18 protein-coding genes are annotated in these 26,374 nt (G+C 70.3%); 11 read left to right on the forward strand and 7 right to left on the reverse strand.

Annotated elements, in window-relative coordinates; all coding sequences use genetic code 11:
- A partial coding sequence (locus ACZ4WH_RS11160) for a WD40/YVTN/BNR-like repeat-containing protein (protein ID WP_468178984.1) occupies nucleotides 1–892 on the reverse strand: 892 nt, incomplete at its 3' end.
- Between the two features lie 66 nt (nucleotides 893–958).
- Nucleotides 959–3,871, reverse strand: a complete 2,913-nt coding sequence (locus ACZ4WH_RS11165; RefSeq protein ID WP_468178985.1) for a glycoside hydrolase family 48 protein — start codon at nucleotides 3,869–3,871, stop codon at nucleotides 959–961.
- A 261-nt stretch (nucleotides 3,872–4,132) separates the two neighbouring features.
- On the opposite strand from ACZ4WH_RS11165, the gene ACZ4WH_RS11170 reads away from it, so the two are divergent.
- Nucleotides 4,133–5,608: a cellulase family glycosylhydrolase gene (locus ACZ4WH_RS11170; RefSeq protein WP_468178986.1), complete on the forward strand. Its 1,476-nt coding sequence runs from the start codon at nucleotides 4,133–4,135 to the stop codon at nucleotides 5,606–5,608.
- A 31-nt stretch (nucleotides 5,609–5,639) separates the two neighbouring features.
- A complete protein-coding gene (locus ACZ4WH_RS11175) occupies nucleotides 5,640–7,400 on the forward strand; it encodes a glycoside hydrolase family 6 protein (protein WP_468178987.1) in 1,761 nt (586 codons plus the stop codon).
- Between the two features lie 82 nt (nucleotides 7,401–7,482).
- Here the strand turns inward: ACZ4WH_RS11175 and ACZ4WH_RS11180 are convergent, their stop codons facing one another.
- Nucleotides 7,483–8,253: a phytanoyl-CoA dioxygenase family protein gene (locus ACZ4WH_RS11180; protein WP_468178988.1), complete on the reverse strand. Its 771-nt coding sequence runs from the start codon at nucleotides 8,251–8,253 to the stop codon at nucleotides 7,483–7,485.
- A 125-nt stretch (nucleotides 8,254–8,378) separates the two neighbouring features.
- Between ACZ4WH_RS11180 and ACZ4WH_RS11185 the strand changes: the two genes are divergently transcribed.
- Nucleotides 8,379–9,290 (forward strand): class I SAM-dependent methyltransferase, encoded by a 912-nt coding sequence (locus tag ACZ4WH_RS11185; RefSeq protein ID WP_468178990.1) that lies wholly within the window; start codon nucleotides 8,379–8,381, stop codon nucleotides 9,288–9,290.
- A 96-nt stretch (nucleotides 9,291–9,386) separates the two neighbouring features.
- A complete protein-coding gene (locus ACZ4WH_RS11190) occupies nucleotides 9,387–10,088 on the forward strand; it encodes an SDR family oxidoreductase (protein WP_468178992.1) in 702 nt (233 codons plus the stop codon).
- A gap of 13 nt (nucleotides 10,089–10,101) precedes the next feature.
- On the opposite strand, the gene ACZ4WH_RS11195 is transcribed toward ACZ4WH_RS11190, so the two are convergent.
- Nucleotides 10,102–10,797, reverse strand: a complete 696-nt coding sequence (locus ACZ4WH_RS11195) for a glycoside hydrolase family 75 protein (RefSeq protein WP_468178994.1) — start codon at nucleotides 10,795–10,797, stop codon at nucleotides 10,102–10,104.
- 208 nt (nucleotides 10,798–11,005) lie between these two features.
- Here ACZ4WH_RS11195 and ACZ4WH_RS11200 point away from each other — a divergent pair, with 208 nt between their 5' ends.
- On the forward strand, nucleotides 11,006–11,617 hold the full coding sequence (locus tag ACZ4WH_RS11200) for a hypothetical protein (RefSeq protein WP_468178997.1): 612 nt from the start codon (nucleotides 11,006–11,008) through the stop codon (nucleotides 11,615–11,617).
- Nucleotides 11,618–11,724: 107 nt separating this feature from the next.
- On the opposite strand, the gene ACZ4WH_RS11205 is transcribed toward ACZ4WH_RS11200, so the two are convergent.
- Nucleotides 11,725–12,561, reverse strand: coding sequence for an aldo/keto reductase (locus tag ACZ4WH_RS11205; RefSeq protein WP_468178998.1), 837 nt, complete (start codon nucleotides 12,559–12,561; stop codon nucleotides 11,725–11,727).
- Nucleotides 12,562–12,868: 307 nt separating this feature from the next.
- On the opposite strand from ACZ4WH_RS11205, the gene ACZ4WH_RS11210 reads away from it, so the two are divergent.
- Genes ACZ4WH_RS11210 through ACZ4WH_RS11230 form a run of 5 tightly spaced genes read left to right on the forward strand, consistent with a single transcriptional unit; the run spans nucleotide 12,869 to nucleotide 21,631 of the window.
- The gene (locus ACZ4WH_RS11210; protein ID WP_468179000.1) at nucleotides 12,869–13,060 is read left to right on the forward strand and encodes a hypothetical protein; all 192 of its coding nucleotides are present in this window, start codon (nucleotides 12,869–12,871) and stop codon (nucleotides 13,058–13,060) included.
- Nucleotides 13,061–13,074: 14 nt separating this feature from the next.
- Complete coding sequence (locus ACZ4WH_RS11215) at nucleotides 13,075–14,292, forward strand: glycoside hydrolase family 88/105 protein (RefSeq protein ID WP_468179002.1); 1,218 nt, start codon at nucleotides 13,075–13,077, stop codon at nucleotides 14,290–14,292.
- Nucleotides 14,289–15,065, forward strand: a complete 777-nt coding sequence (locus ACZ4WH_RS11220) for a heparin lyase I family protein (protein ID WP_468179004.1) — start codon at nucleotides 14,289–14,291, stop codon at nucleotides 15,063–15,065. The genes ACZ4WH_RS11215 and ACZ4WH_RS11220 overlap by 4 nt, the downstream gene beginning before the upstream one ends.
- 9 nt (nucleotides 15,066–15,074) lie before the next feature.
- Complete coding sequence (locus ACZ4WH_RS11225) at nucleotides 15,075–19,604, forward strand: glycosyl hydrolase family 28 protein (protein ID WP_468179006.1); 4,530 nt, start codon at nucleotides 15,075–15,077, stop codon at nucleotides 19,602–19,604.
- Nucleotides 19,601–21,631, forward strand: coding sequence for a PQQ-dependent sugar dehydrogenase (locus tag ACZ4WH_RS11230; protein ID WP_468179008.1), 2,031 nt, complete (start codon nucleotides 19,601–19,603; stop codon nucleotides 21,629–21,631). Before ACZ4WH_RS11225 ends, ACZ4WH_RS11230 begins: the two co-directional genes overlap by 4 nt.
- Nucleotides 21,632–21,653: 22 nt before the next feature.
- Here the strand turns inward: ACZ4WH_RS11230 and ACZ4WH_RS11235 are convergent, their stop codons facing one another.
- Nucleotides 21,654–23,480 carry an AMP-dependent synthetase/ligase gene (locus tag ACZ4WH_RS11235; RefSeq protein WP_468179010.1) on the reverse strand — a complete coding sequence of 609 codons (1,827 nt, stop codon included), beginning with the start codon at nucleotides 23,478–23,480 and terminating at the stop codon, nucleotides 21,654–21,656.
- 309 nt (nucleotides 23,481–23,789) lie between these two features.
- Entirely contained in the window at nucleotides 23,790–25,277 is a 1,488-nt protein-coding gene (locus ACZ4WH_RS11240; RefSeq protein WP_468179012.1) for an MFS transporter, read from the reverse strand.
- 112 nt (nucleotides 25,278–25,389) lie between these two features.
- On the opposite strand from ACZ4WH_RS11240, the gene ACZ4WH_RS11245 reads away from it, so the two are divergent.
- Nucleotides 25,390–26,367, forward strand: coding sequence for an Lrp/AsnC family transcriptional regulator (locus ACZ4WH_RS11245; protein ID WP_468179014.1), 978 nt, complete (start codon nucleotides 25,390–25,392; stop codon nucleotides 26,365–26,367).
- Nucleotides 26,368–26,374 lie beyond the last annotated feature (7 nt).

The following is a 26,374-nucleotide window of genomic DNA, read 5'->3' on the forward strand; positions in this document are numbered from 1 at the left end:
ACGGCATGGTTTGTGTGGTGGGAGGGAGGCCCCCCCCCCCCCCCCCCCCCTCCCCTCCCCCCCCCCCCCCCCCCCCCCCCCCCCCCCCCCCCCCCCCCCGCTCCCAGGTGGCGCCCGCGTCCGTCGAGCGGTAGACCGCGTTGTCCTTGTCGGCGACCCCGACGTAGATCGTCTTCGTCGCGCTCCCGGACGTCCCCGTCGACTCGTCGAAGGTGACCCAGACGATGCCCTGGTTGTCGCTCGCGTACCCGCTCGTGTCGCTCGGGTCCTGCTGGTACGTGCCGGGGTTCGGGAAGTTCGTCACCTGCGACCAGGTCGCCCCCGAGTCCGTCGACCGCCACAGGCCCTTGCCGCTGGGCGCGCCCAGGTACAGCACGCTGTTCCTGTGCGGGTCGATCGCCAGCCGCTCGCCCATGCCCCGGCCGGGCATGTTGCCGCCCAGCTTGAACGGCAGGTCGGCCTTCCGCCAGCTCGCGCCCCGGTCGGCGGAGCGCAGCACCGCGCCGTTCGTCGGGTCCCAGCCGTTGGTGTACGTCCCGACGGCCGCGTACACCTTGTCCGGGTCGACCGGGTCGGAGGCCAGGCTCACCACGCCGGTGTGGCCCCATTCGTTCCAGCCGACCGAGTCCAGCAAGGGGGTCCAGGTCTTCGTCGGCTCCTGCCAGCGGTAGGCGCCGCCGATGTCGGTGCGTGCGTAGACCAGGTTCTTCTCGGAGCGGTTGAAGACGATCCCGGGGACGAAGCCGCCGCCGTCGATCCGGGCGTTCTTCCAGGCGTAACTGTCCGTGGCGACGGTCACCTCCGGGGCGGAGGCGGCCAGTGCGGGCGGGGTGCCGGACAGCAGGCCGGCGGCCAGGGCCAGCACGGCGGTGAGGATGCGGGTTCTTCGCATGGGGTCCTCTCATGACAGGGGGCGGCCCCCAGTGCGGGTGGGGGCCGCCGGGGAAGAGGTTCCGGTCTATTCCAGGAGCTCCGCGTACGAGCCCATGGCGAGGGCGATGTCCGCCTGGGCCCAGAAGCGGTGGTACGTGAAGACGGGCGCGGCGCCGCCCTTGAGGTAGGCCTCGATCTTCGACCAGTTCGGGTCGCTCTTGTAGAAGGACCGGAGCGAGGCGAAGGTGGACGAGGAGTTGATCGCGTCGCCGTTCGGCATGGTGCCGGTCCAGCCGCTCGGCACGTACACGCTGTCGTTGAACCGGCTGTAGTCGGTGCGGGTCTCGGGGACGGCGATGCCGAGGCTGTCCTGGTAGTTGTTCCACATGCCGTCCAGCAGGGCCTTCGCCGTGGACTTGGCGGTGGCGTCACCGGACTTGGCGGCGTAGTACGTCAGCGTCTTGGCGTAGGCGGCGGCCACGCCGACGTCGTCCGTGTAGTCGGCGACGGTGACGTGCAGTCCGCTGTTGCCGCCGGGACTCGACGCGTTCCAGGTGTCGGGCTGGCCCGACCACTGGAGGGTGGAGGGGATGCGGTAGGTGCCGTCCGGGTTGACCGTGGTCTTGGACAGCGCCCACTTCACCCACTTGTCGAGGATCGCCTTCGCCGTGGCGTTCCCGGTCTGCTGGTAGTACTCGGCGACCCGCTCCATCGACCACGCCTGGAACCCGAACCACTGGTTGGACGGCGGGTCGTGGTAGACGGGCTGCCAGTCGTAGTACATGCCGTAGAAGGTGGACGCGCCGGCCGGCGGGGTGGCGTACCGGCCCTGCCAGCTGTTGGTCGCGCCGCCCGCGATGGCGCCCTCGGACGACTGGAGCCACTGGTAGAACTCCAGCTGCCGCTGGAGGGACTTGCCCCAGTCCGTCGCGCCCGTCGCCGACTTGGGCTTCAGATCGGCGACAGAGCTGAGCGCGTAGGCGGCGAGGGGGTTCTGGTAGCCGCCGTGGACATGGCTGGAGCCGATCCGCCAGGCCCAGCCGGCGGAGGTGTCGGTGGCACCGCCCCAGGCGTAGTACCAGGAGAGCAGGTAGTGCGAGGCGTCCTTGCCGGTGCCGGCCGGGCAGGACGGGCTCGTGCAGTTGCCGATCTTCTTGAAGTACTTGTCGTACATCGCGTACCGCAGGTAGTCGCCCATCTTGGCGGCCTTGGCGACCGTCGCGGACACGTCGCTTCCCTTGCCCTGCGCCTTCGCCCACACATCCGCCCAGTACGCGGCCTGCACGGCGCGGGAGTCCGCGTCCGGGGCGTTGGTGAACTTCCACTGCTTGGCGTAGGAGGAGTCGCCGGTGAACAGGTCCAGATAGCCGTTCCTGCCGCCGTACTTGAAGGCGTCGCAGGTCGGCTGCGGGACCGTCTCCCACACGGACTCCTGCGAGCCGCGCTGGAAGGTGTTGATGTACGACGGCCCGGTGGCCGTCGGACCGGCCTCGCACTTGCCGGGCTCGTTGCCGTAGCCGTAGACGTTGTCCACGTCCTGGATCCAGTGCATGCCGTAGACGTCGTCCGTGCCGTAGGCCGACTTCAGCTCACCGGCGATCGGGTCCGGGCCCACCGACACCGACGAGTCCAGTTTCGCCGGGTACTCGTTCGGGGTGTCCAGCTCGGGCGCGTACGTGGCCGGCTTGGAGGCGTTGTAGAAGGAGTTCGTCGGCTGGTCGGCGTGGGTGGGGATCATGTACTTCTCCATGATGTCCCACGCGCCGTTGAACTTCGACCAGTCGCCGGTCACCTTGCCGTACATCGCCTGGAGCCAGAGCAGATAGCTGTACGCCTCCGACGTGGTCTCGTGGCCCTGGTCCGGGGCCTCGACGATCAGCGTCTCCACCGAGTGGTACGGGATGCCCTCGGGGGAGAAGTAGCCGTTCGACGGGTTGGTGATCTTCCCGTACAGGTCCAGGAAGCGGGCGTCGTACGCCTTCGACGCGGGCAGCTCCGTGACCGTGACCGTCGCCTTGGTGTGGCCGGTGGCCGACGCGGTGAAGGTCGCGCTGCCGGTGCCGGAGGAGTCCGCCGTGACGGTCACGGTCTGCGCGGTGTTCCAGTTCGACGGGGTGAAGGTCAGCGAGGAGCCACCCGTCACGGACAGGCCGGTGTTGCCGCTCGTGCGGCTCGTGCTCACCGTCACGTTCGCGCTCGGCTGCGTCGACAGCTTCACCGAGAACGTGCCCGACTTTCCTTGCTGCAGGCCCAGTTGGGACGGCGAGGCCACCACGGCGGGCCCGGCGGCGACCGTGATGCCGACCGGGGTGGAGGCGGCGGACGCGCCGAGGCTGTCGTACGCCTTCGCCACCAGGGAATGACTGCCCACGGTCAAACTGGTGGCCGAGAGCGAGTACGGCGCGCTCGTGTCCGTGCCCAGCAGCGTGGTGTCGTCGTAGAACTCCACCTTGCCGATGGTCGCGTTGTCGGCCGCCGCCGCGGTCGCCGCGAGGGGCACCGCCTCGCCCTGCGAGTAGACCGCGCCCGCGCTCGGGCTGGTCAGCACGGTCACCGGCGGCTGGTGGGCGCCGGCGCAGGTGGTGCCGTTGACGGCGAACGAGGTGGGGGCGGCGTTGGCGCCGCTGTAGGTGAACTGCCCGCCGGTGGAGACGGCGGCGCCCGCCGCGATGGTGCCGTTGTACGAGGCGTTCTTCACGGTGACCGTCTGGCCGGACTGGGACCAGGTGCCGTTCCAGCCGCTGGTCAGCTTCTGGTTGCCCGTGTAGGCGTACGTCAGCGTCCAGCCGTCGATGGCGTCCGTACCGCGGTTGGTGAGGGTGAGGTCGGCGGTGAAGCCCGAGCCCCAGTCGTTGGTCTTGTAGTCGACGCTGCACTGCACGGTCGCCGCGTGCGCGGCCGGCACGCCGGTGGCGAGCATCGTCAGGGGCAGGGCGAACGCGGCGGCCACCGCCGTCCACAGCCGACGCACAGCTCTGCTCTTACGTCCAGGATCCATGTGCTGGTTCCTCCTTGCGGGCGTGCGGCTCGGGAGAAGTCAAGGCTTGAACCAGTGGGAGCGCTCCCATAGTGGAGACGAGCCCTGGAGCGGTCAAGGTGCTTGAAGAGTCGAAAAGATTCGACGGATCCGGTGGAGGAAAAGTCAGGCAACTCCTCTGGGCAGACCGCCCACTTGGCGCTACCTTCACTCGCACCAGTGGGAGCGGTTCCGTTCAGTCGACGCGTCCGTCACGGCGCGCCAAGCTGCAAGGAGTCGCTCATGCGACACCCCCCGCGTTCAGCACTTTTAGCCGCCGCCGGCGCGGTCGCGCTCCTCGGGAGCGTGGTCGTGCCGGCGGTCTCGGCCCAGGGAGCCACGCCCGCCTGCACGGTGGAGTACGCCGTCACCGGGCAGTGGGACAGCGGCTTCCAGGGCTCGGTGAAGGTCACCAACAACCAGTCCGCGCTGAGCGGTTGGAAGCTCACCTTCGACTTCGCCGACGGGCAGAAGGTCAGCCAGGGCTGGAACGCCGAGTGGTCCCAGTCCGGCACCACCGTGACCGCGGCCAACGAGGGCTGGAACGGCGCGCTCGGCACCGGTGCGAGCGTCAGCGCCGGCTTCCTCGCCTCCTGGTCGGGGCGCAACACCGCCCCGGTCGTGTTCAAGGTCAACGGCACGACCTGCAACGTCGACTCGGAGCCGACCACCCCGCCGCCCACGACCCCGCCGCCGTCCGGCGGTACCCCGCCCGCGCTGCGGGTCCTGGGCAACAAGCTCGTCGACGCCGACGGCACCACCCGCCGCCTGCTCGGCGTCAACCGGTCCGGCGGCGAGTTCATGTGTGTGCAGGGCTACGGCATCTGGGACGGCCCCGTCGACGACGCGGCCGTCAAGGCGATCGCCGACTGGAAGGCCAACGCTGTCCGCATCCCGCTCAACGAGGAGTGCTGGCTGGGCCTCTCGAACATCAAGCCCGAGTACGGCGGTGCCAACTACATCGCCGCCGTCAAGGAGCTGGTGGCCCGCGTCGAGGCGCACGGCATGACCCCGGTCCTCGAACTGCACTGGTCCTACGGCCAGTACACGGGGAACTCGGCCGGCTGCTCCGACGTGCACGCCACCTGCCAGAAGCCGATGCCCGACATGCGGTACTCCCCGTCGTTCTGGTCGTCGGTCGCGAGCACCTTCAAGGACGACAAGGCGGCCGTGTTCGACCTGTTCAACGAGCCGTATCCGGACCGGGCGGCCTCCAGTGCCACGGACGCCTGGACGTGCTGGCGGGACGGGGGCACCTGCCCCGGGATCTCCTACGAGGTCGCCGGCATGCAGGACCTCGTGGACAGCGTCCGGGCCACCGGCGCCAAGAACGTCATCATGGCCGGCGGCCTGGCGTACTCGAACGACCTCAGTCAGTGGACCGCGTACAAGCCCACCGACCCGGCCGGCAATCTCGCCGCCGCGTACCACGTCTACAACTTCAACTCCTGCGCGAGCGAGAGCTGCTGGAACTCCACCCTCGCCCCGGTCGCCGCCCAAGTTCCCCTGGTGGCCGGTGAGATCGGCGAGAACAGCTGCTCGCACGGCTTCACCGACCAGGTCATGAAGTGGTTCGACGACCACAACCTGTCCTACCTCGGCTGGACCTGGAACACCTGGGACTGCTCCTCCGGGCCGTCCCTCATCTCCGCCTACGACGGCACTCCCACCGCGTACGGCATCGGGCTGCGTGACCATCTGCGCGCCCTCAACCCGTAGATCCCACGGAACACCGAAGGAACCCGCACTCATGAGTCGTACCAAGACAACACTGCTGGTGGCCCTGGGGCTTCTCGCCGGAGCCTCCGGAACGGCGTTCGCGGCCCTGCCGAGCGGCTCGGGCGCCGCCGTCGCGGCCGTGCCCTGCGCCGTCGACTACAAGATCCAGAGCCAGTGGGACACCGGCTTCACCGCCGCCGTGACCATCACCAACAACGGCGCAGCGAAGTCGAGTTGGTCGCTGAAGTGGTCGTACGGCGGCACCCAGAAGGTCACGAGCGGCTGGAGCGCGAAGATCAGCCAGAGCGGCACCGCGGTGACCGCGGCCAACGAGAGCTACAACGGCGCCCTTTCGACGGGCGGCACGGTCAGCTTCGGCTTCAACGGCACCTTCAGCGGCACCAACTCCGTCCCCGCCACCTTCACGCTCGACGGCGTCACCTGCAACGTGGACGACGGCAGCGGCGGCAGCGGCGGCGGCACGGGTGGAGACACCGGCGGCGGCACGGGCGGCGGAGACGGCGGTGGCGGCACCGGCAGCCGCGTCGACAACCCCTACGCCGGGGCCAAGGGTTACGTGAACCCGGAGTGGTCGGCGCACGCCGCCGCCGAACCGGGCGGCAGCCGCATCGCCAACCAGCCCACCGCGGTGTGGCTCGACCGGATCGCCGCCATCAACGGCGTGAACGGCGGGATGGGCCTGCGCGCTCACCTGGACGAGGCACTGAAGCAGAAGGGCTCGGGCGAACTCGTCGTCCAGTTGGTCATCTACGACCTGCCCGGCCGCGACTGCTCCGCCCTCGCCTCCAACGGCGAACTCGGGCCGAACGACATCGACAAGTACAAGACCCAGTACATCGATCCGATCGCGTCGATCCTGGCCGACGCCAAGTACGCGGGCCTGCGCATCGCCACCGTCATCGAACCCGACTCCCTGCCCAACCTGGTCACCAACGCGGGCGGCACCGCCGGCAGCACCGACGCCTGCGCGACCATGAAGGCCAACGGCAACTACGAGAAGGGCGTCAGCTACGCCCTCGACAAGCTGGGCGCCATCCCGAACGTCTACAACTACATCGACGCCGGCCACCACGCCTGGCTCGGCTGGGACTCGAACCTCGACCCCACCGTCCAGGAGTTCCACAAGGTCGCCACCACCAACGGCGCGAGCGTGAACGACGTGACGGGCTTCATCGTCAACACCGCCAACTACGGCGCCACCAAGGAGCCGTACTTCAAGGTCACCGACAGCGTCAACGGGCAGACCGTGCGTCAGTCGAAGTGGGTCGACTGGAACCAGTACGTGGACGAGCAGTCCTTCGCCCAGGCGCTGCGCGACAAGCTCGTCGCGGCCGGGTTCAACAGCAACCTCGGCATGCTGATCGACACCTCCCGCAACGGCTGGGGCGGCTCCGCCCGGCCGACCAAGTCCGGCCCGCTGACCTCCGTCGACGACTACGTCAACGGCAGCCGCATCGACCGGCGCATCCACGCCGGCAACTGGTGCAACCAGAGCGGTGCCGGCCTCGGTGAACGGCCCACCGTCGCCCCGGCGGCCGGGATCGACGCCTACGTGTGGGTCAAGCCCCCGGGGGAGTCGGACGGAGCCAGCTCCGCCATCGACAACGACGAGGGCAAGGGCTTCGACCGGATGTGCGACCCGACCTACGGCGGCAACGCCCGCAACGGCAACAACCCCACGGGAGCGTTGCCGAACTCGCCGCTGGCCGGGCACTGGTTCTCCGCCCAGTTCCAGCAGCTGATGCAGAACGCCTACCCGCCGCTGCCGTAGCGGGGTGAGCATCCGCCGGGGCCGGACCGCGACCGGTTCGGATCCCACCGGTTCGGACCGGGCCGGTTCAGACCGGTCCGGTTCAGACCGGTCCGGTCAGGCCCCGGCGGATCGCGCGCTCGACCGGTGAGTACGCCCCGTCCGGCCGGTCCAGCTCGTACGGCACCGCCGGGTGCAGCGGGGGCTGCGCCAGGAAGCGGGGCCGGGTGCCGTGGTGCGGCTGGGCAGCGTGCACCAGGAACGGGTGACAGAGGTACACGTCACCGGGGCGGCCCGTGGCGTGGGCGAGGGAGCGGTGGGCCGAGGCCTTTGCCACCTGGGGGCCCAGCTCCAGGAAGGACGCCCCCGCCTCGCCGTACGGCCGGAGCACCGCGGGCACGTCCAGATGCGAGCCGACCCGGATCCGGGTCGGGGCGTCGGCCTCTGTGACCTCGCTGAACAGGAAGAGCATCAGCAGCGCGCGGTCCCGGGAGCGCAGGTTGGTGTGGTAGTGCGCCTGCCCTTCGGGGAGGTAGCTGCCTTCGATGTGCCATCCCGCGTCGTCCGGCTCCTCGGCGTGCGGGAAGCGCAGCGGGAAGGTGCCCAGCGAGTAGCGCGGCTCCCAGCGTCCCGGGCCCACCAGCGCGTCGAACGCATCGTGCAGCACCGGGGAGTTGGCCGCCGCCGCGAACGGTCCCTGGGCCATGCCGCCCACCCACACCACCGGGTCCTTCCAGGTGGCCCGGTCCTCCGGGTCGTACCCCGTCTCCCGCCACAGCAGCCGCGCGCAGTCCTCGGCGACCCGTGGCGGGACGGCTCCCTCGATCTTCACGAACCCGTCTTCCACGAAGCGCTCCACCAGATTGCCATCCATGGGCCCATCGTCGCCGGTGACCTTGCCGGAACGCATCCCGTTTTTGCCGCATCCGCAACACCGCTGGCCTCCGTCCGGCGTGCCGTAGCACCCTGGCCGCATATCCGGAAGAGAGGCTGACCACCATGGCGCACCACCACCATGACACCGAGCACCGGCAGGGCCACGGGCACGGACATGGGCACGGGCACGGCACGGACATCGACTGGAACGAGATGGGCCCCCTGCTGGAGTCGCAGGCGGAGCTGTTCACGCCGGTGTACGAGCGGGCCATGGCGTGGCTCGCGCGGGAGGTGACCGAGCCGGGGCTGATCGTGGACGCGGGCAGCGGGCCCGGCGTGGTCTCCTGCCTGTTCGCGGAGGCGTTCCCCGGGGCCCGGGTCGTCGCCGTCGACGCCACCGCGCCCCTGCTGGAGCGCGCCCGCTCCCGGGCCGCCCGCCAGCGCGTCGCCGACCGCTTCGACACCGTCACCGGTGAACTGCCCGAGGTACTCGACGAGTTGGAGTACCCGGCCGACCTGCTGTGGGCCAGCCGCAGCCTGCACCACCTCGGCGACCAGCGGGCGGCGCTCGCCGCGTTCGCCGAGCGGCTCGCCCTCGGTGGCACCCTGGCCCTCCAGGAAGGCGGTCTGCCCTCCCGCTTCCTGCCCCGGGACATCGGCATCGGCCGTCCGGGACTCCAGGCACGGCTGGACGCCCTGGAGGAGGAGTGGTTCACCCGGATGCGCGCCGACCTGCCGGGTTCCGTCGCCGAGACCGAGGACTGGCCCGCCCTGCTCTCCGCCGCCGGCCTCGAGTACGCCCGTACCCGCACCTTCCTGCTCGACCTGCCCGCTCCCGTCACCGACCGGGCCCGCGCCTACGTCGTGGCGCACCTGTCCCGGCTGCGCGAGGGCATCGGCGACGCGCTGGACGCCGACGACCGCGCCACCCTCGACCGGCTGCTCGACCCGTCCGACCCGGCGAGCGTGCACGGACGGCCGGACGTGTTCGTGCTGGGTGCGTACACCGTGCACACGGCGGTCCGTCGAGGCTGAGCCGCCCCGGTCGACGGGGCTTGACTTCGAGTGGTCTCCAAGTGATGGAGTCCGGGCGTCTTCGACACCGCGAGACACACCACACAGGGGGACCTCATGAACGACGCACCGGTCGCGCTCATCACGGGCGGCGGAAGCGGTATCGGCGCCGCTGTGGCGCGGCAGCTGCTGGATGCCGGACACCGGGTCACCGTCACCGGGCGCGGAGAGCGGCGGCTGCGGGATTTCGCCGAGAGCCTGGGACATCCCGAGGGACTGCTGACGGTCGCCGGTGACGCGTCGGCGTTCGACGACGTACAGAACGCGGTCGACCGCACGCTCAAGGCGTACGGCCGACTGGACACCGTCGTCGCCAACGCCGGCTTCGCCACCCATGACAGCGTGGCGGACGGCGACCCGTCCGGCTGGACCGAGATGGTCCTCACCAACGTCCTCGGTCCCGCACTCCTCGTCCGCGCCTCCGTCGACGCGCTGAAGGAGACCCGCGGCCGGATCGTCCTCGTCGGCAGCGTGGCCGGGTTCGTGAACACCCCGGGCAACCTCTACGGCGCCACCAAGTGGGCGGTGACCGGTCTCGCCGAGAACACCCGGCGCCAGGTCACGGAGTTCGGCATCGGCGTCACGCTGGTCGCCCCCGGCCGGGTGGAGACCCCCTTCTGGGACGGCTACGGCAGCCTTCCCCCGGGGCACCTCCTCACCGCCGGCCAGATCGCCGACTCGGTCGTCTGGGCGATCCGGCAGCCGGCCGGGGTCGATGTCAACACCGTCGTCATCCGCCCGCTGGGCCAGCCCAACTGAACTGCGGCCGACCTCAGTTGCTGGCGATGAACTGCTTGGCCAGCTGGTCCCCGAGGGAGACCGCCGCGCTGTGGCTCTCGATGGGGGAGACCTTGGAGTTCTTGAACAGGATGTAGGTCACGCCCGAGTCGGCGCCGCCGGTGGCCGGGTCCGGGTCGATGCCGAGCGCCTTGGCGGTGGCGTACGACGCCTCGCCGATGATCTGCGTGGGACCGGTGTCGCCGACGACGGCGTACTCGACCTTGTTGTTGTAGATGACGGCGACCACACCGCCGCCCTTGATGCCGGCGCCCGAGTAGTTCCAGATGCCGCTGGTGCTGGGCACGACGACGTACGGCAGGGTCTCCGCCTTGAGCGGCTTTCCGTCGGACTGGTGGAAGGCGGTGTCGTCCTGGTACCAGGGGTCGCGGTCCTCGTTGCAGTTGGTGGTGCGCTGGCCGTCGCAGTCGATGTCCATGTCGGCCTTCCAGAACACCGCGCCGTTCTTGCCGCACACCGGGACCGTGGCCGACGTCTCCTCGTCCGTCCGGTACTTGCCGTTGGAGATCTGCGAACAGGACGTCACCTTGGCGAGCAGGTCGGCGGCGCTGACCGTGCCCTCCTGCGCGGACCTGGGCGAGGCGGCGGCGGAGGCGTGCGCGGGCAGGAGGCCGGCGGCGAGCAGGGCGGTGCCGGAGGCCGCGGCGAGGGTGAGGGTTCGGAAACGCATGTGGGGGACCCTTCTGTTAGGAAAGTTTCCTTACCGGGTGCCGTACACCGTGGCCCTGTCGGCATGCCCCCGTCAACCCTGCGGTTGCGAACGGCCGAAACCTGTGCGTATTGCGGTGAGTTCCGTCGGAGGTAAGACTGGACCAGACGGATATGTCATGTTCTGTCCGGTGCTGTCGAAGGTCCCCCTTCCCCCGGAGGTGAGGCTCATGTTCGTCCGTGCGGTGTACGCGACCGGTGATCCCGCACTGCTCGACACGGCCATCCGGTCGGTGAACAGTGAGGGGCGGGACCTGCTGGAGGAACGCCCCGGGTACCGTGGCGCGGGTGTGTTCGCGGACCGGGAACTCGGCAAACTCCTCACGGTGAGCTGGTGGGAGACCGAGGAGGCGCGGCGGAACAGCGACGAGGTGATGCGCGAGCGGCGCGGGGCACTCCTGGAGCCGTTCGCCGGAACCGTGTCGGTCGCCGCCTACGAGGCTGCGGTGCTCCATGAGGTCAGGCACCCGCGGCAGGGCGGCGGACTGCGCGTCACCAGAATGGAGTTCGACCCGCGGGACGCCGATCTGGTGATCGACACCTTCCGGGTCACGGTGGTGCCGAGGTCCGAGTCGCTGCCCGGACTCGCCGAGACGACCCTGCTGATCGACCGGGAGCGGGGACGGGCCATGACCGGCTCCCTGTTCGTCGACCGGGCTTCCCTGGCCGCCTCGCGCGCGGCTGTCGCGGGCCTGCGTCACGCGGCGTCGGCCAAGGCGCACGCGGACGTCGTGGGTCTGGAGGAGTTCGAGGTGCTGCACGCGGACGTGCGCTTCGACTGAGCGGCGCGTTGTCGCGTGGTGCCGGGCGGCACACGGCCGTGCGTCCCGCTGTGGTGCGGGGCGCACGGCCGTGTCGGGTGGTGCGGGGGGTCCGTCGGGTCGGGCTGTCAGCCCATGTCGAAGGTGGCGGGGTCCGGACCCAGGCGTCGGTCCTCGTTGAGCGCGCTGATCGCCGCGAGGTCCTCGTCGTCCAGGCTGAAGTCGAACACCTCGATGTTCTCCTTGATCCGGGACGGCGTCACGGACTTCGGGATCACGACGTTGCCGAGCTGGACGTGCCAGCGCAGCACGACCTGGGCCGGGGTGCGGTTGTGCTTCTGCGCGATGGCGACGACCGCCGGCACCTCCAGCAGGCCCTTGCCCTGGCCGAGCGGCGACCAGGCCTCGGTGGCGATGCCCTGCTCCGCGTGGAACTCGCGCGCCTCGCGCTGCTGAAGGTGCGGGTGCAGCTCGATCTGGTTGACCGCCGGGATGACCGAGGTCTCCTCGATCAGCCGCCGCAGGTGCTCGGGAAGGAAGTTGGAGACGCCGATGGCGCGGACGCGGCCGTCGGAGTGCAGCTTCTCGAACGCCTTGTAGGTGTCGATGTACGTGCCCCGGGACGGCAGCGGCCAGTGGATCAGGTACAGGTCGACGTAGTCGAGCCCCAGCTTCTCCAGCGACGTGTCGAAGGCGCGCAGCGTGGAGTCGTAACCGTGGTCGCTGTTCCAGAGCTTGGTGGTGACGAAGATGTCCTCACGGGGCAGGCCGGAGGCGGCGATGGCCTTGCCGGTGCCCTCTTCGTTGCCGTAGATCGCAGCGGTGTCGATGCTGCGGTACCCGGCCTCCAGCGCCGTGGCGACCGCCTGCTCGGCCTCGTCGTCCGGCACCTGCCAGACGCCGAAGCCCAGCTGGGGCATCTCGACGCCGTTGTTGAGGATGATCGGGGGGACCTTGCTGCTCACGAGCCTCTTGATCCTTCGGTTGTCGACAGGGTGGTACTCCCATCGTCAACGATCACGGCCCGCTTCGCATTCCTGACCGCGGAATCCACCGCAACTGACCGGCGAGTCAGCGTTCTGGGCGGAGAATGGCCGGAAATGCATCCGACGTTCTCGGTCCGGAGCATTGACCGGCGACCGTAGTGCCGCGACTCTGTATCGCGCCACCGGCCGTATCGCTGAACCGTGTGCATGCATGTGAACCGGCCCTGACCAGGTCCGCTGTCCCCCTTCTGGGATCCCCCACCCTCAGGAAAGCGGGTACACCCACATGAACAAGAGCCCCTCCGTGTCGCCCCGACCCGACCACTCCAGCGCGCAGACATCGGATGAAAAGGTCTGGCAAAGCCCTGGTCCTCAGGGCGTGGAGACCGCGCTGGAGGTGACCGCGTGCGCGCTCGCCGACCTCCGTCCGCCCATGCTCGCCGACCACCGCCGGCCCGTGTCCGCCCCGGCCGCATGACCGCGAGGAGCCCCATGAGACGCCGACGCCTGCGGGCGGCGCTGACGGCCGGCGCGCTCGCCACCGCCACCCTGGCCACGCTCCCCGCCGTCGTCCCCCCGGCCACCGCGGCTCCCGCCCCGGCCGCCACGGCCCGGGCCGCCGGGCACCGCCCCGCCGCCGCTCCCGACCGGTCCACGGCCGTGGTCGACTCCACCATGGCGCGCTACACCCCGGACACCATCGGCGGCTGGTCGTACCCGGTGGGCCTGTACCTCTACGGCCAGTACCTCGTGTACCGGCGCACCCACGACCCGAGCTATCTGTCGTACATCAAGGCCTACGTCGACCGGTTCGTGCGCGCCGACGGCACGATCGGTCAGTCGTTCAACAGCCTCGACAGCATGCAGGCGGGCCGGCTGCTGGTGATCCTGCACCACGAGACGGGCCAGGACCGCTACCGAAAGGCCGCGCGAAAGATCCGCGACCGACTGAACAGCTACCCGCGCACCGCCGACGGCGGCTTCTGGCACGCCGACACCAGTAGCCGCGCCCATCAACTCTGGGCGGACGGTGTCTACATGGTGAACCCGTTCCTGGTCGAGTACGGCAAGGAGTTCGGCGACAGCGGCTACGCGAACGACGAGGCGGCCCGGCAGCTCGCGGTGTACGGCGGCCATCTCCAAGCGGCGAACGGCCTGTTGAAGCACGCCTACGACGAGTCGAAGTCGGCGAGCTGGGCCGATCCGGGCACGGGACTCGCCCCCGAGCGCTGGTGCCGGGCCGTCGGCTGGTACGCGATGGCCCTCGTCGACGTCCTGGACGCGATCCCCGCCGACCAGCCGCGCCGACCGCGACTCCTGGGCATTCTGCGGAAGCTGGCCGCGGGCCTGGAGACGTACCAGGACCCGGCGACCGGCCGTTGGTTCCAGGTGATGGACCAGGGCGACCGGTCCGGCAACTGGACCGAGACGTCCTGCTCCAGCATGTTCGCCTACGCCCTCGCCCGTGGTGTCCGGCAGGGCTACCTCGACCCGCGCTACACGGCCGTCGCCCGGCGCGCCTACCAGGGCGTGCTCGCCCGGCTGTCGGTGGGCGCGGACGGCCGTACCGAGCTCGCCGGTATCTCCGTCGGCACGAACGTCGGCGACTACGCGTACTACGTCGGCCGGACCCGGGCCACCAACGACTTCCACGGCCTCGGCGCCTTTCTGATCATGAACGAACAACTGCGAGACGACGGAGTGTCATGAACACGTCTAGAAGAGCGGTGCTCGGTGCGGCGCTCGGCGGCGCCGCGGCCGCGATCGTCCCCGCGACCGGCGCCCGCGCCGCGTCCTGGCAGCTGAAGTGGTCGCCGTCGGCGCGCTCCGACGGGCTCGGCGCCTTCGAGACCATCGAGGACGACCGCGCGGACTCCCACCCGGCCGGACACCCGCACATCCGCGCCACGGGCGACAACTGGCGCTTCGACATGCACAAGGTCGACCGGGACACCTCGGACGACCGCCAGCGGCAGGAGGTCACCGGGCTGCGCACGAGCAGCAGTAGCTATCTGAAGTGGACCGAGGGCCAGAGCTGGCGGATCACCTACTCGATGTACATCCCCAGCAGCCTGAAGGCGACCACCACCTTCACGCACATCATGCAGATGAAACAGCCCGGCGCCGGCTCCTCGCCGATCGTCGTGCAGTCCCTGCGCCGGGTGGACGGCAAGCAGACCATCGAGCTGAAGATCGTCGACGGCGACGTCCTCGTCGGCCGCACGGACCTGGAGCCGCTGCACGACAAGTGGACCGACGTGGACTTCCAGATCAAGATCGGCAACGGCTCGGCCGGTTCCGTCCGCTGGATCCTCAAGAGCGGCTCCACCACGGTCCTCGACAAGTCGAAGACCGGCGACACCTTCCTGGCCGACCGGGTCCGCCCCAAGTGGGGCATCTACCGCTCTCTCGGCGACACCTCCGGCTCGCTCCAGGACACCTACCTGCTCCTCACCAACCTCCGCGGCTACCAACTCGTCTGAGGGGTCGTCATGCATTCGCCGAATCGTCAGGCGCGCCTCGCGAGCGCGCGCAGAAGGCCGGCGGCGGCCGTCGTGCTCTGCGTCCTCGCCGTCGTCCTCGGACTCGCCCACCCGTCGGCCCTCGCGGCCCCGCAGCGGCAGACCGCCGCCGCCTACAACGTGCGCGACTACGGCGCCAAGGGCGACGGTTCCACCAACGACACCCCCGCCGTCGACAAGGCCATCAAGGCGGCCAACGCGGCCGGCGGCGGCACCGTCCGCTTCCCGGCCGGCACCTACAAGTCCAAGAACACCATCCACATGAAGAGCAACGTGACGCTCCAGCTCGACAAGGGCGCCACCCTCCAGGGCTCTTCGGCGGACACCTACGACGCCCCCGAACCCAACGCCAACGACGCCTACCAGGACTACGGCCACAGCCACTTCCACAACGCGATGATCTACGGCGACCGGCTGACGAACATCGGCTTCACCGGCGACGGTGTCATCGACGGCGCCGGCAACCTGATCACCGGCAACCCCAAGTCCGGTGAGGCCGACAAGATCCTGTCCCTGACCCGGTGCGACGGACTGCGGCTCGGCGACGGCCTCACCCTGCGCCGCGGCGGCCACTTCGCCGCCCTGATCAACGGCTGCAAGAACGTCGTCTCCGACCGTCTGACCATCGACACCGCGAGCGACCGCGACGGCTGGAACATCATCTCCACCACCGACGTCACGGTCACCAACGCGCACATCGAGGCCAACGACGACGCCCTGGTCTTCAAGAGCGACTACGCCCTCGGCGCCAAGCTCCCCAACGGCCACGTCCGGGTCAGCGACTCCTACCTGTCCGCGCGCTGCTGCAACGCCCTGATGTTCGGCTCCGAGACCTGCGGCGACTTCTCCGACTACCAGTTCGAGAAGATCCGTATCGAGGGCGCCGACAAGTCCGGGCTCGGCATGGTCTCCATGGACGGCGCGAAGATCTCCGACGTCCACTACCGCGACATCACCATGACGGACGTCCACTCGCCGATCATGCAGAAGATCGGCACCCGGAAACGGTGCGGGAACAGTCCCGGCGTCGGCTCGATCAGCGACATCACCTACGACCACATCACGGCCACCGGCAACAGCCCGTCCTTCAGCCCGACCCTGTGGGGCGAGAGCGGCCACCGGATCAGCGACGTGCGGTTCAACGACGTGGACATCACCGTGCCCGGCGGCAACGGCACCATGTCCACCGGTGTGCCCGACAACAACCCCACCGACTACAACCCGAAGAGCATCGGGACCCGGCCGGCGTACGGCTGGTACCTGCACAACACCGACGACGTCCAGTTCACCGACAGCAGGGTGCGCCTCGCCGCCGACGACGGCCGCCCCGCCGTCATCGCCAACGCGGCGAGCGGTCTGCGCTTCACCCGGTTCACCGCCCAGAAGGGCAGCGGCTCCCCGCACGACATCGGCTTCCAGGACGTCACCGGCTACTGCCTGACCGACAGCCACACCACCTCCGGCGGCACCCTGCGGGTCTCGGCGAGCGGCTCCAGCCAGGACTGCGCCGCGCCGGTGCGCCCGCGGGCGGCGGGCAACCCCCGCGAGGCCTTCCTCCGCGACTCCGTCGGCGGCCTCTTCCTGCACTGGGGCCTGCGCACCGCGCCCGCCCACACCAGCTGCACCGCCTGGGAGAAGGACGTCACCAGCGGCGGCTGGACGCCGGACTACTGGGTGAACGAGGCCAGGAAACTACACACGCAGTACCTCGTCCTGGCGACGTTCCACAGCCGGCTGGGCTACGCCCGCCCCTGGCCGTCCAAGATCCCCGGCTCCTGCTCCACCCAGCGGGACTTCCTCGGCGAGCTGATCACCGCCGCCAAGGCCAAGGGCATGAAGGTCATCCTCTACATGACCGACGACCCCCAGTGGCACGCCGAGGGCGGACATGAATGGCTCGACTCCGCCGCCTACTCCGCCTACAAGGACGAGGACGTCGACCTGACCACCCGCGACGGCTTCGGCCGGTTCTCCTACGACAACTTCTTCGAGGTCATGGACCGTTACCCGGACCTCGGCGGCTTCTGGATCGACAACGACAACGCCTACTGGGAGAGCCACCACCTCTACGAGCAGATCCGCGAGAAGCGCCCCGCCTACACGCTCAGCAACAACAACGAGGACACGCCGATCATGGACATGATCAGCAATGAGCAGAAGACGGGGATGACGCCCGCGTACGACTACCCGCAGGCCGTGTACACCGCCCAGCCGCGCCTGACCGAGGCCGACTTCAAACTGCCGTCGACCGGCGCCTGGTGGTACGACGGATCCGATCCCGCCGTCGACCGCAAGCTCACCCTCGGCCGGCTGATCACCAACGCCGGCTCCTCGGTGAAGGCCCTGATGGCCGAGACCGCCCAAGTCAACGGCAAGTTCCCGGCCAGTCAGGCGGCCTTCAACACCTTCGCGGACAGCTACCTCGACCCCGTCTGGGAGTCCCTGCACGGCACCGAGGGCGGCGGCTACATGTACGGCGGCCTCAAGCCCGGCTTCTGGAACGACGGCGCCCACGGCGTGACCACCATCGCCAAGAACGACCCGGACCGGCAGTACGTCCACGTCCTGACCCCGCCCAGCACCAGCACCCTGCGCATCCGCGACAACGGCTACCGCGTCGCGTCCGTGACCGACCTCCGTACCGGCAAGGCGGTCTCCTGGTCGCAGTCCGGCGGTGTGCTCACGCTCACCGGGCTCGGCGCCTGGGACCCGTACGACACCGTCTTCAAGGTGACCACGGCCGGCCGCCAGGGCATCCTGTCCGGCGTCACCGTGACCGCGAGCGCCTCGGCGAGCGGCCACCCCGGCTCCGCCGCCGGCGACGGCGACCACCTCACCTACTGGGACAACGGCAAGACGCTGCCCGTCACCCTCACCTTCGACCTCGGCAAGGCGAAGAGCGTGCGGTACCTCGGGCTCAACCAGCGCGAGGACTCCGTCGCCTACGCCCGCTCCGACACCGAGCAGTCGGCCCGGATCAAGGCCTACAAGGTGTTCCTCAGCGACGACGGCACGCACTGGGGCAGTGCCGTGAAGACGGGCCAGCTCCCCAGCGCGCGCGGCATCCAGGGCATCGACCTGACCGCCGCCACCGCCCGCTACGTCCGCCTGGAGGTCGACTCCACCTGGGCCGCCGCCACCGACACCAGCCGCTACCAGCGGCTGCGCATCGACGAGGCCTGGGTCGGCACGTCGTACGCCACCCCGGCGACCGCCGTGCGCACCCGCTCCGACAACGGGCAGGCCCTGCGTCCCGCCATGGGCTGGAGCAGCTGGAGCTTCGTGCGACGGCAGCCGACCGAGGCGAAGATCAGGGCACAGGCCGACGCGCTGGTCGCGGGCGGCCTGAAGGACCACGGCTTCGTCCAGGTCAACCTGGACGACTTCTGGCAGAAGTGCGACGACAACGGCTTCACCGTCGACTCCTACGGCCGCTGGGCCGTCGACACGGCGAAGTTCCCGTCCGGCATCAAGGCCCTCGCCGACCACGTCCACGCCAAGGGCCTGAAGTTCGGCTTCTACGTCACCCCGGGCATCGCCAAGAACGCGGTCCTGAAGAACACGCCGATCGAGGGGACGCCGTACCACGCGAAGGACATCGCGGACACCTCGAAGACCGAGAAGAACTACAACTGCAAGAACATGTACTACATCGACTACTCCAAGCCGGGCGCCCAGGAGTTCGTCGACTCCTGGGCGCGGCAGTTCGCCTCCTGGGGAGTCGACTACCTGAAGATCGACGGCGTGGGCAGTCAGGACATCCCCGACGTCCAGGCCTGGGACAAGGCGCTGCGCGCCACCGGCCGGCCGATCACCTTCGCGCTGTCCAACAACCTCCCGATCGACCACGCCACCACCTGGCGGCAGCTCGCCAACAGCTGGCGCACCCAGGGCGACGTGGAGTGCTACTGCGGGCCCGGCGACCATGGCAGCGGCTATCCGCTCACCGACTGGTCGCACGTCTCGGCGCGCTTCACCTCGGCCGCGGCCTGGCAGCCGTACGCCGGACCGGGCGGCTGGAACGACCTGGACTCGCTGGAGATCGGCAACGGCGACCAGGTGGGTCTCACCGCCGACCAGCGCCGCTCGCACTTCACCCTGTGGGCGATGGCGGCGGCACCGCTGCTGCTCGGCACGGACCTCACCCGTCTCGACCCGGTCGACAAGGCGATGCTGACCAACGACCGGCTGATCGGCGTCGACCAGGACGGGGTGGCCGCGAAGCGGGTGGTGAACAGTGGTGTGAAGCAGGTCTGGAGCAAACGCGAGAACAGCGGCGCGTACGTGGTCGCGCTGTTCAACACCGGTACGTCCGGCAACGCGACGGTCTCCGTGAACTGGTCGCAGGTGGGTTTCACCGGCTCCGGTGACGTCACCGACCTCTGGTCCGGCTCCCACAAGGGCGTGATCGCCGATACGTACAGCGCGACGCTGCGGCCGGGCGAAACACGGCTGATCCGTGTGAACCCGGTCAACAGCCAGTCCGGGGGACAATCATGAAACGCGACAGAACTCTCGCCTGCGCCGTCGCGCTGGCCCTGGCCGTGCCGCTCGTCGCGCTGAGCCAGGGCACCGCGAGCGCGGCCACCGACTACCAGGCCGAGGACGCCCGTATCTCCCAGGGCACCGTGGCCACCAACCACACCGGGTACACGGGCAGCGGCTTCGTCGACTACACCAACGTCAAGGGCTCCTTCGTGGAGTTCACGGTCGACGCGGCCTCCGCCGGCACCGCGTCCGTCACCCTCCGGTACGCCAACGGCACCGCCACCGACCGGCCGATGGACCTCTCCGTCAACGGCGCCGTCGCCGCGTCCGCCGTCTCCCTCCCGGCCACCGCCGACTGGAACACCTGGGCCACCAAGGCCGTGAACGTCACCCTCAAGGCGGGCACGAACACCCTCCGCGCCACGGCCACCACGGACAACGGCGGCCCCAACCTCGACCGCGTCAGCCTCGGCCCCCCGACCGACACCCAGGCCCCGACCCGCCCCGGCCGGCCCTCCTGCCCGGACATCGGCGAGGACCACCTGACCCTCGCCTGGGGCGCCGCCACGGACGACACGGGCGTCACGGCGTACGACCTCTACGAGCACGGCAACAAGCTCGGCGAGGCGCCCGGCACCGCCACCGCCACGACGCTGACCGGGCTCACCCCGAACACCACGTACGACCTCACGGTGATCGCCCGGGACGCGGCCGGGAACACCTCACCGGCCAGCCCGGTCGTCGACTGCACCACCAGGCCCAGTTCCGACAGCACACCGCCGACGGCACCCGGCACCCTGCACGCGCAGAACGTCACCTCGAACACCGCCGACCTCAGCTGGGGCGCCTCGACCGACGACCGGGCCGTGGTCGCCTACGACGTGCGCAGTGGCACCAGCGTCTACAAGACGGTCACCACCGGTACGTCGACCACGCTGACCGGCCTCGCCTGCGACAGCCCGTACCGCCTGGACGTCGTCGCCCGGGACGCGGCCGGCAACGTCTCCGCGCCCAGCGACACCGTCACGTTCACCACCAAGGCCTGCGCCACCGACGGCGGGGTCCCGTCCTCCATCAGCACGCTGTCGAGCGGCTGGACCATCCCCTGGGGCACCTCCTGGCTGCCCGACGGCCAGTCCGCGCTGGTCACCGAGCGGGACGACTTCCGGGTGTGGAAGCTGACCAGGAGCGGCACCCGGACCCAGGTGGGCACGGTCCCGAACGCCGTCACCACCAACGGCGAGGGCGGACTGCTCGGGGTGGCCGTCGACCCCGAGTGGGAGACGAACCACCACGTCTACTTCATGCACACCGCCGCCGAGGGCAACCGGGTCGTCCGCATGACCTACGACGGCAGCACGCTCGGCGACTACAAGGTCCTGCTCCAGGGCATCAGGAAGAACCGCTACCACAACGGCGGACGCCTGCTCTTCGGACCCGACGGCCTGCTGTACGTCTCCACCGGCGAGGCCCAGCAGCCCGACCTCGCGCAGGACAGGAACTCCCTCAACGGCAAGATCCTGCGCATGACCACGGACGGCAAGCCGGCCCCCGGCAACCCGTTCGGAAACCACGTCTACAGCCTCGGCCACCGCAATCCGCAGGGCCTCGCCTTCGACCGCTCCGGGCGGCTGTGGGAGGCGGAGTTCGGCAACAGCTCCAAGGACGAACTGAACCTCATCAAGCCGGGAGGCAACTACGGCTGGCCGACCTGCGAGGGCAACTGCTCCGTCGCCGGCATGACCAGTCCCAAGGCCACCTGGAACGTCTCCGAGGCCTCGCCCAGCGGCATCGCCATCGTCCGCAACGTCGTCTACATGGCGTCCCTGCGCGGCGAACGGCTGTGGCGCATCCCGATCGACGGCGACACCGAGAAGGTGGGCACCCCGACCGCGTACTACGTCGGCACCTACGGCCGGCTGCGCACGGTCACCAAGGTCCCGGGCGCCGACCAGCTGTGGCTGTCCACCACCAACTGCGACAACAACGGAGGCGCGGCGGACGGGTCCGACAAGATCTTCCGGGTGACGATCAGCTGAGGAGAGGGGAGTCGACGGTGAGTCAGCTCCGGTAGAGGGCCTCGACCTCGCTCGCGTACGCCTTCTCGATCGCCTTCCGCTTCAGCTTCAGCGACGGTGTCAGCAGACCGTGCTCCTCGGTGAACGGCTGGGCCAGGATGCGGAAGGTGCGGATCGACTCGGCCTGGGAGACGAGGGTGTTGGCGGCGACCACCGCCCGCCGCACCTCCGTCTCCAGGTCCGGGTCGTGCACCAGCTCGGCCGGTCTCATCCTCGGCTTGCCGCGCATCTGGAGCCAGTGTTCGACCGCCTCCTGGTCGAGGGTGACCAGGGCCGCGATGTACGGGCGGTCGTTGCCGACGACGATGCACTGGTTGACCAGCGGGTGCTCGCGGACCCGTTCCTCCAGCACGCCCGGGGAGACGCTCTTGCCGCCGGAGGTCACCAGGATCTCCTTCTTGCGGCCCGTGATGGTCAGATAGCCGTCCTCGTCGAGGGAACCGAGGTCGCCGGTGGCGAGCCAGCCGTCGTGCAGGGTCTGGTCGGTGGCCTTCGGGTTGTTGAGGTACCCCTGGAAGACGTTGCCGCCGTGCAGCCAGATCTCCCCGTCGTCGGCGATGTGCACGGTCACGCCCGGGATGGCCTGGCCCACGGTGCCGTAGCGGGTGCGCTCGGGCGGGTTGGCGGTCGCCGCGGCCGTGGACTCGGTCAGGCCGTAGCCCTCGTAGATCTGCACGCCCGCTCCCGCGAAGAACAGCCCCAGCCGGCGGTCCATCGCCGAGCCGCCGGACATCGCGTTCCGGATCCGGCCGCCCATCGCGGCGCGGACCTTCGCGTACACCAGCTTGTCGAACAGCTGGTGCTGCATGCGCAGCCCCGCCGACGGTCCGGGCCCGGTGCCCCACGCCTTCGCCTCCGCCGCCTCCGCGTACCTGACAGCGATGTCGACGGCTTTCTCGAACGGCCCCGCCTTGCCCTCCTTCTCGGCCTTGCGGCGGGCCGCGTTGAACACCTTCTCGAAGATGTACGGCACCGCGAGGATGAACGTCGGCCTGAAAGCGGCCAGGTCGGGCAGCAGGGCGGCGGCGTTCAGCTGCGGCTGGTGCCCGAAGCGGACCCGGCCGCGGATCGCGGCGATCTCCACCATCCGCCCGAAGACGTGCGCCAGCGGCAGGAACAGCAGCGTCGACGCCTCGTCGCCCTTCTTCGAGTGGAACACCGGCTCCCACCGCTCGATCACGGTGTCCGCCTCGAACATGAAGTTGCCGTGGGAGATCACACAGCCCTTGGGACGGCCGGTGGTGCCGGAGGTGTAGATGACGGTGGCCACCGAGTCCGGCGTGACCGCCTCCCGGTGCCGGTGCACCACCTCGTCGTCCAGGTGCGCCCCGGCGTCGTACAGCTCCTGCACACAGCCCGCGTCCAGCTGCCACAGCTGGCGCAGCCGCGGCAGCCGGTCGATGACGGTGGCGATGGTCATCGCGTGGTCCTCGTGCTCCACGATCGCCGCGGACACCTCGGCGTCGTAGAGCATCCAGAAGCACTGCTCGGCCGAGGAGGTGGGGTAGACGGGCACCACCTGGGCGCCGATGGTCCACAGGGCGAAGTCGAACAGGGTCCACTCGTAGCGGGTGCGGGACATGATCGCGACCCGGTCGCCGAAGCGGATGCCACGGGCCAGCAGCCCCTTGGCGAGGGCCATGATCTCGTCGCGGAACTCGGCGGAGGTGACGTCCCGCCACTGTCCCGAGGCGTCCTTGCGGCCGAGCGCGATGTGCAGCGGGTCGGTCCGGGCATGGTCGAAGACGACGTCTGCCAGACCGCCCACCGGCGGCGGCGACGCCAACGGAGGGTTGGTGAACTCGCGCAACCTCGCTCCCCGTGTCTCGCGCCTCAGTGACGTTGGTCCACGCACCGCACAGCGCCGTGAAAGCTACCCCACCTGGTCGGCATGCGGGAGGGGTGCGGAAACCGAGCAAAACTCACGTTCTGCCTGGACGGTGACCCTGAAATGCCCGCACATGGGGAAGGGCCGGACACAACTACTGACGGGTCAGTAAGTTTCGGTGCCGTAATCTCCACCGAATCTGTACGCCCCGATTACGGCACCACGCGCGCGGGGCGGCCCCGGAGTCCCGCTCCGTGACCGCCCCGCGTACATGGCGTGCCGGTCCGCCGCTCAGCCCCGGGACGCCACCGCCTCCTCCGGCACCGCGCCCGAGGCCTTCGGGGGCGCCGTCCGGCCCGCCCGGACGAGCACCAGCACCAGGGCGCCCGCCACCGTCCCGGCCAGCCCGGCCACCACCAGCGCGCCGTTCAGGCCCGAGGCGAACGCGGCCCGCAGCGTGTGCTCGGGGAAGGCGCCGCGCAGCGCCCCGGCACCGCCGCCGGCCAGCGCGTGGGCCGCGCCGTCCGGGAGCCGCCCGTGCATCCGCGAGGTGAGCACGGTGCCGAAGACGGCCACCCCGAGCGCGTACCCCAGCTGCCGGACCGTGTTCACCGCGCCGCCCGCCATCCCGGACCGCTCCATGGGTACCGCCGCCAGCGCCGCCCCGGCCACCGTCGGCGCGACGAATCCGGTGCCGACCCCGACCAGTACGAACCCGGGCACCAGCGCCGTCCAGTCCGAACCGGCGTCCAGCACCGCCTGGCACAGCGTGCCGGAGGCGATCAGCAGCAGCCCGCCGCCGACCGTCAGCCAGGCCGGCACCCCGTGCAGCAAGCGCCCGACCAGCACCGCCACCACCATCGCCACCGCCGTCATCGGCAGCAGCGTCAGCCCGGCGCGCACCGGCGACATGCCGAGCAGCGTCTGCATCCAGATCGACAGGTAAGCGATCCCGCCGAACGCCACCCCGTTGAACGCGAATGAGCCCAGCATCACCCCGACGAACGCCGGCCGGCGCAGCAGCGACAGATCCAGCAGCGGATGCGCCATCCGCCGCTCCACCAGCACGAACGCCACCAGGGCCAGCGCGGCCACCGCGAACGCGGTCAGTGTGGCGGGCGCCGTCCAGCCGTCCTCACCGGCGCGCACGACGGCGTACGTCGCACCGCCCGCGAACACCGCGAAGGCCGCCGTACCCGCCCAGTCGACGCTCAGCCCGCGCGGGCCCCGGGACTCGGGAACCGCCCGCAGCGTCAGCCACACCGCCACCACGCTCACCGGCACGTTCACGAAGAAGATCCACCGCCAGCCCGGTCCCTGTGTGATCAGCCCGCCCAGCACCGGCCCGACCGCCGCGGCCCCGCCGCTGACCGCGCCCCACACCCCGAGGACGGCGGAGCGCTGCCGGCCCTGGTAGGCAGAGGCCAGCAGGGGCAGCGTCGTCGCGAACATCGCCGCCCCGCCGACGCCCTGGAGCGCCCGCGCCGCCACCAGCGTCCCCGGCCCGGACGCCAGCCCGCACAGCAGACTGGCCGCCGCGAACAGCACCACGCCCGCCACATGCACCCGGCGCCGCCCCAGGACGTCGGCCGCGGCACCCGCCCCGAGCAGCAGCGCGGCCAGCGCCAGCGCGTACCCGTCCACCACCCACTGAAGATCCCCCAGCGACGCGTGCAGCGAGCCCGCCATGTCCGGCAGCGCCACCACCACGATGGTCACATCCAGCAGCAGCATGAACGTGCCCAGGCACACGGCCGTGAGCGTCCCCCAGCTCCGCATGTCCTCAACTCCCCTGTTCGAACGGACTGCGTATCGCTGCGTACGATGACCGCACGACGGCCGATCGGACGTCCCGGAAACCCGAACGCGACGGAATCCGACGGGGGAGAGCATGCTGCGGATGGAATCCGACACCTTCGATCTGCTGGACCTCCAGCTGCTCTCCGCGCTGGAGGTCGACGGCAGGGCCCCCTTCAGCCGGATCGCCGCCGTCCTCGGCGTCTCCGACCGGACCATCGCCCGCCGCTACCACCGGCTGTGCGCCGAGGGCGGCCTGCGCGTCGTCGTCCTGCGCGACGCCGTACGCCTCGGCCAGGACCAGTGGATGCTGCGGCTGCGCTGCGCGCCCGACGGCGCCACCGTCATCGCCGACGCGCTCGCCCGGCGCCCCGACACCTACTGGATAGGGCTGGCCTCCGGCGGCACCGAGATCGCCTGCCTCACCCGGCCGCGCAGCCCCGACGAGCACGACGACCTCCTGCTCGGCAAACTGCCCCGCACCCCGAGCGTCGTGGAGATCCGCGCCCTCCAACTCCTGCACCGCTTCTACGGCGGCCCGGTCGGCTGGCTGCCCAAGTTCCGGGCGCTCAGCGACGAGCAGATCGCCGCCCTGCGCCCCGACCTGCCCGAGCCCGGCCCGGCCCGCCTGGAGCCCGGCGACGCCCCGCTGCTCGCCGTCCTCGAACGCGACGGCCGCGCCACCTACCCCGAACTCCAGCGCGCCACCGGCCGCTCCGAGTCCGCGATCAAACGCCGCCTGTCCGCCCTGATCGCCTCCGGCGCGGTGTACGTCGACATCGAGTACGACTCCGCGATCCTCGGCCATCCCAAGGCGGCCATCCTGTGGATCACCACCGCCCCCGGCGCGCTGGACTCCGTCGGCCGGGCCCTCGCCACCCACGACGAGATCGCGTTCGCGTCCGCCACCGCGGGCCCGTCCCACATCGTCGTCACCGCCGTCGTCCGCGACACCGCCGCCCTGTACGCCTACCTGAGCGGCCCCCTGGGCCACCTGGACGGGGTCCAGCACGTGGAGGCGACGCCCTTCCTGCGCCGGGTGAAGCAGCTGACCTACCGCCCGGCTCGGTGACGGGCCC

The sequence above is a fragment of the Streptomyces sp. NPDC029138 genome (assembly GCF_055564375.1).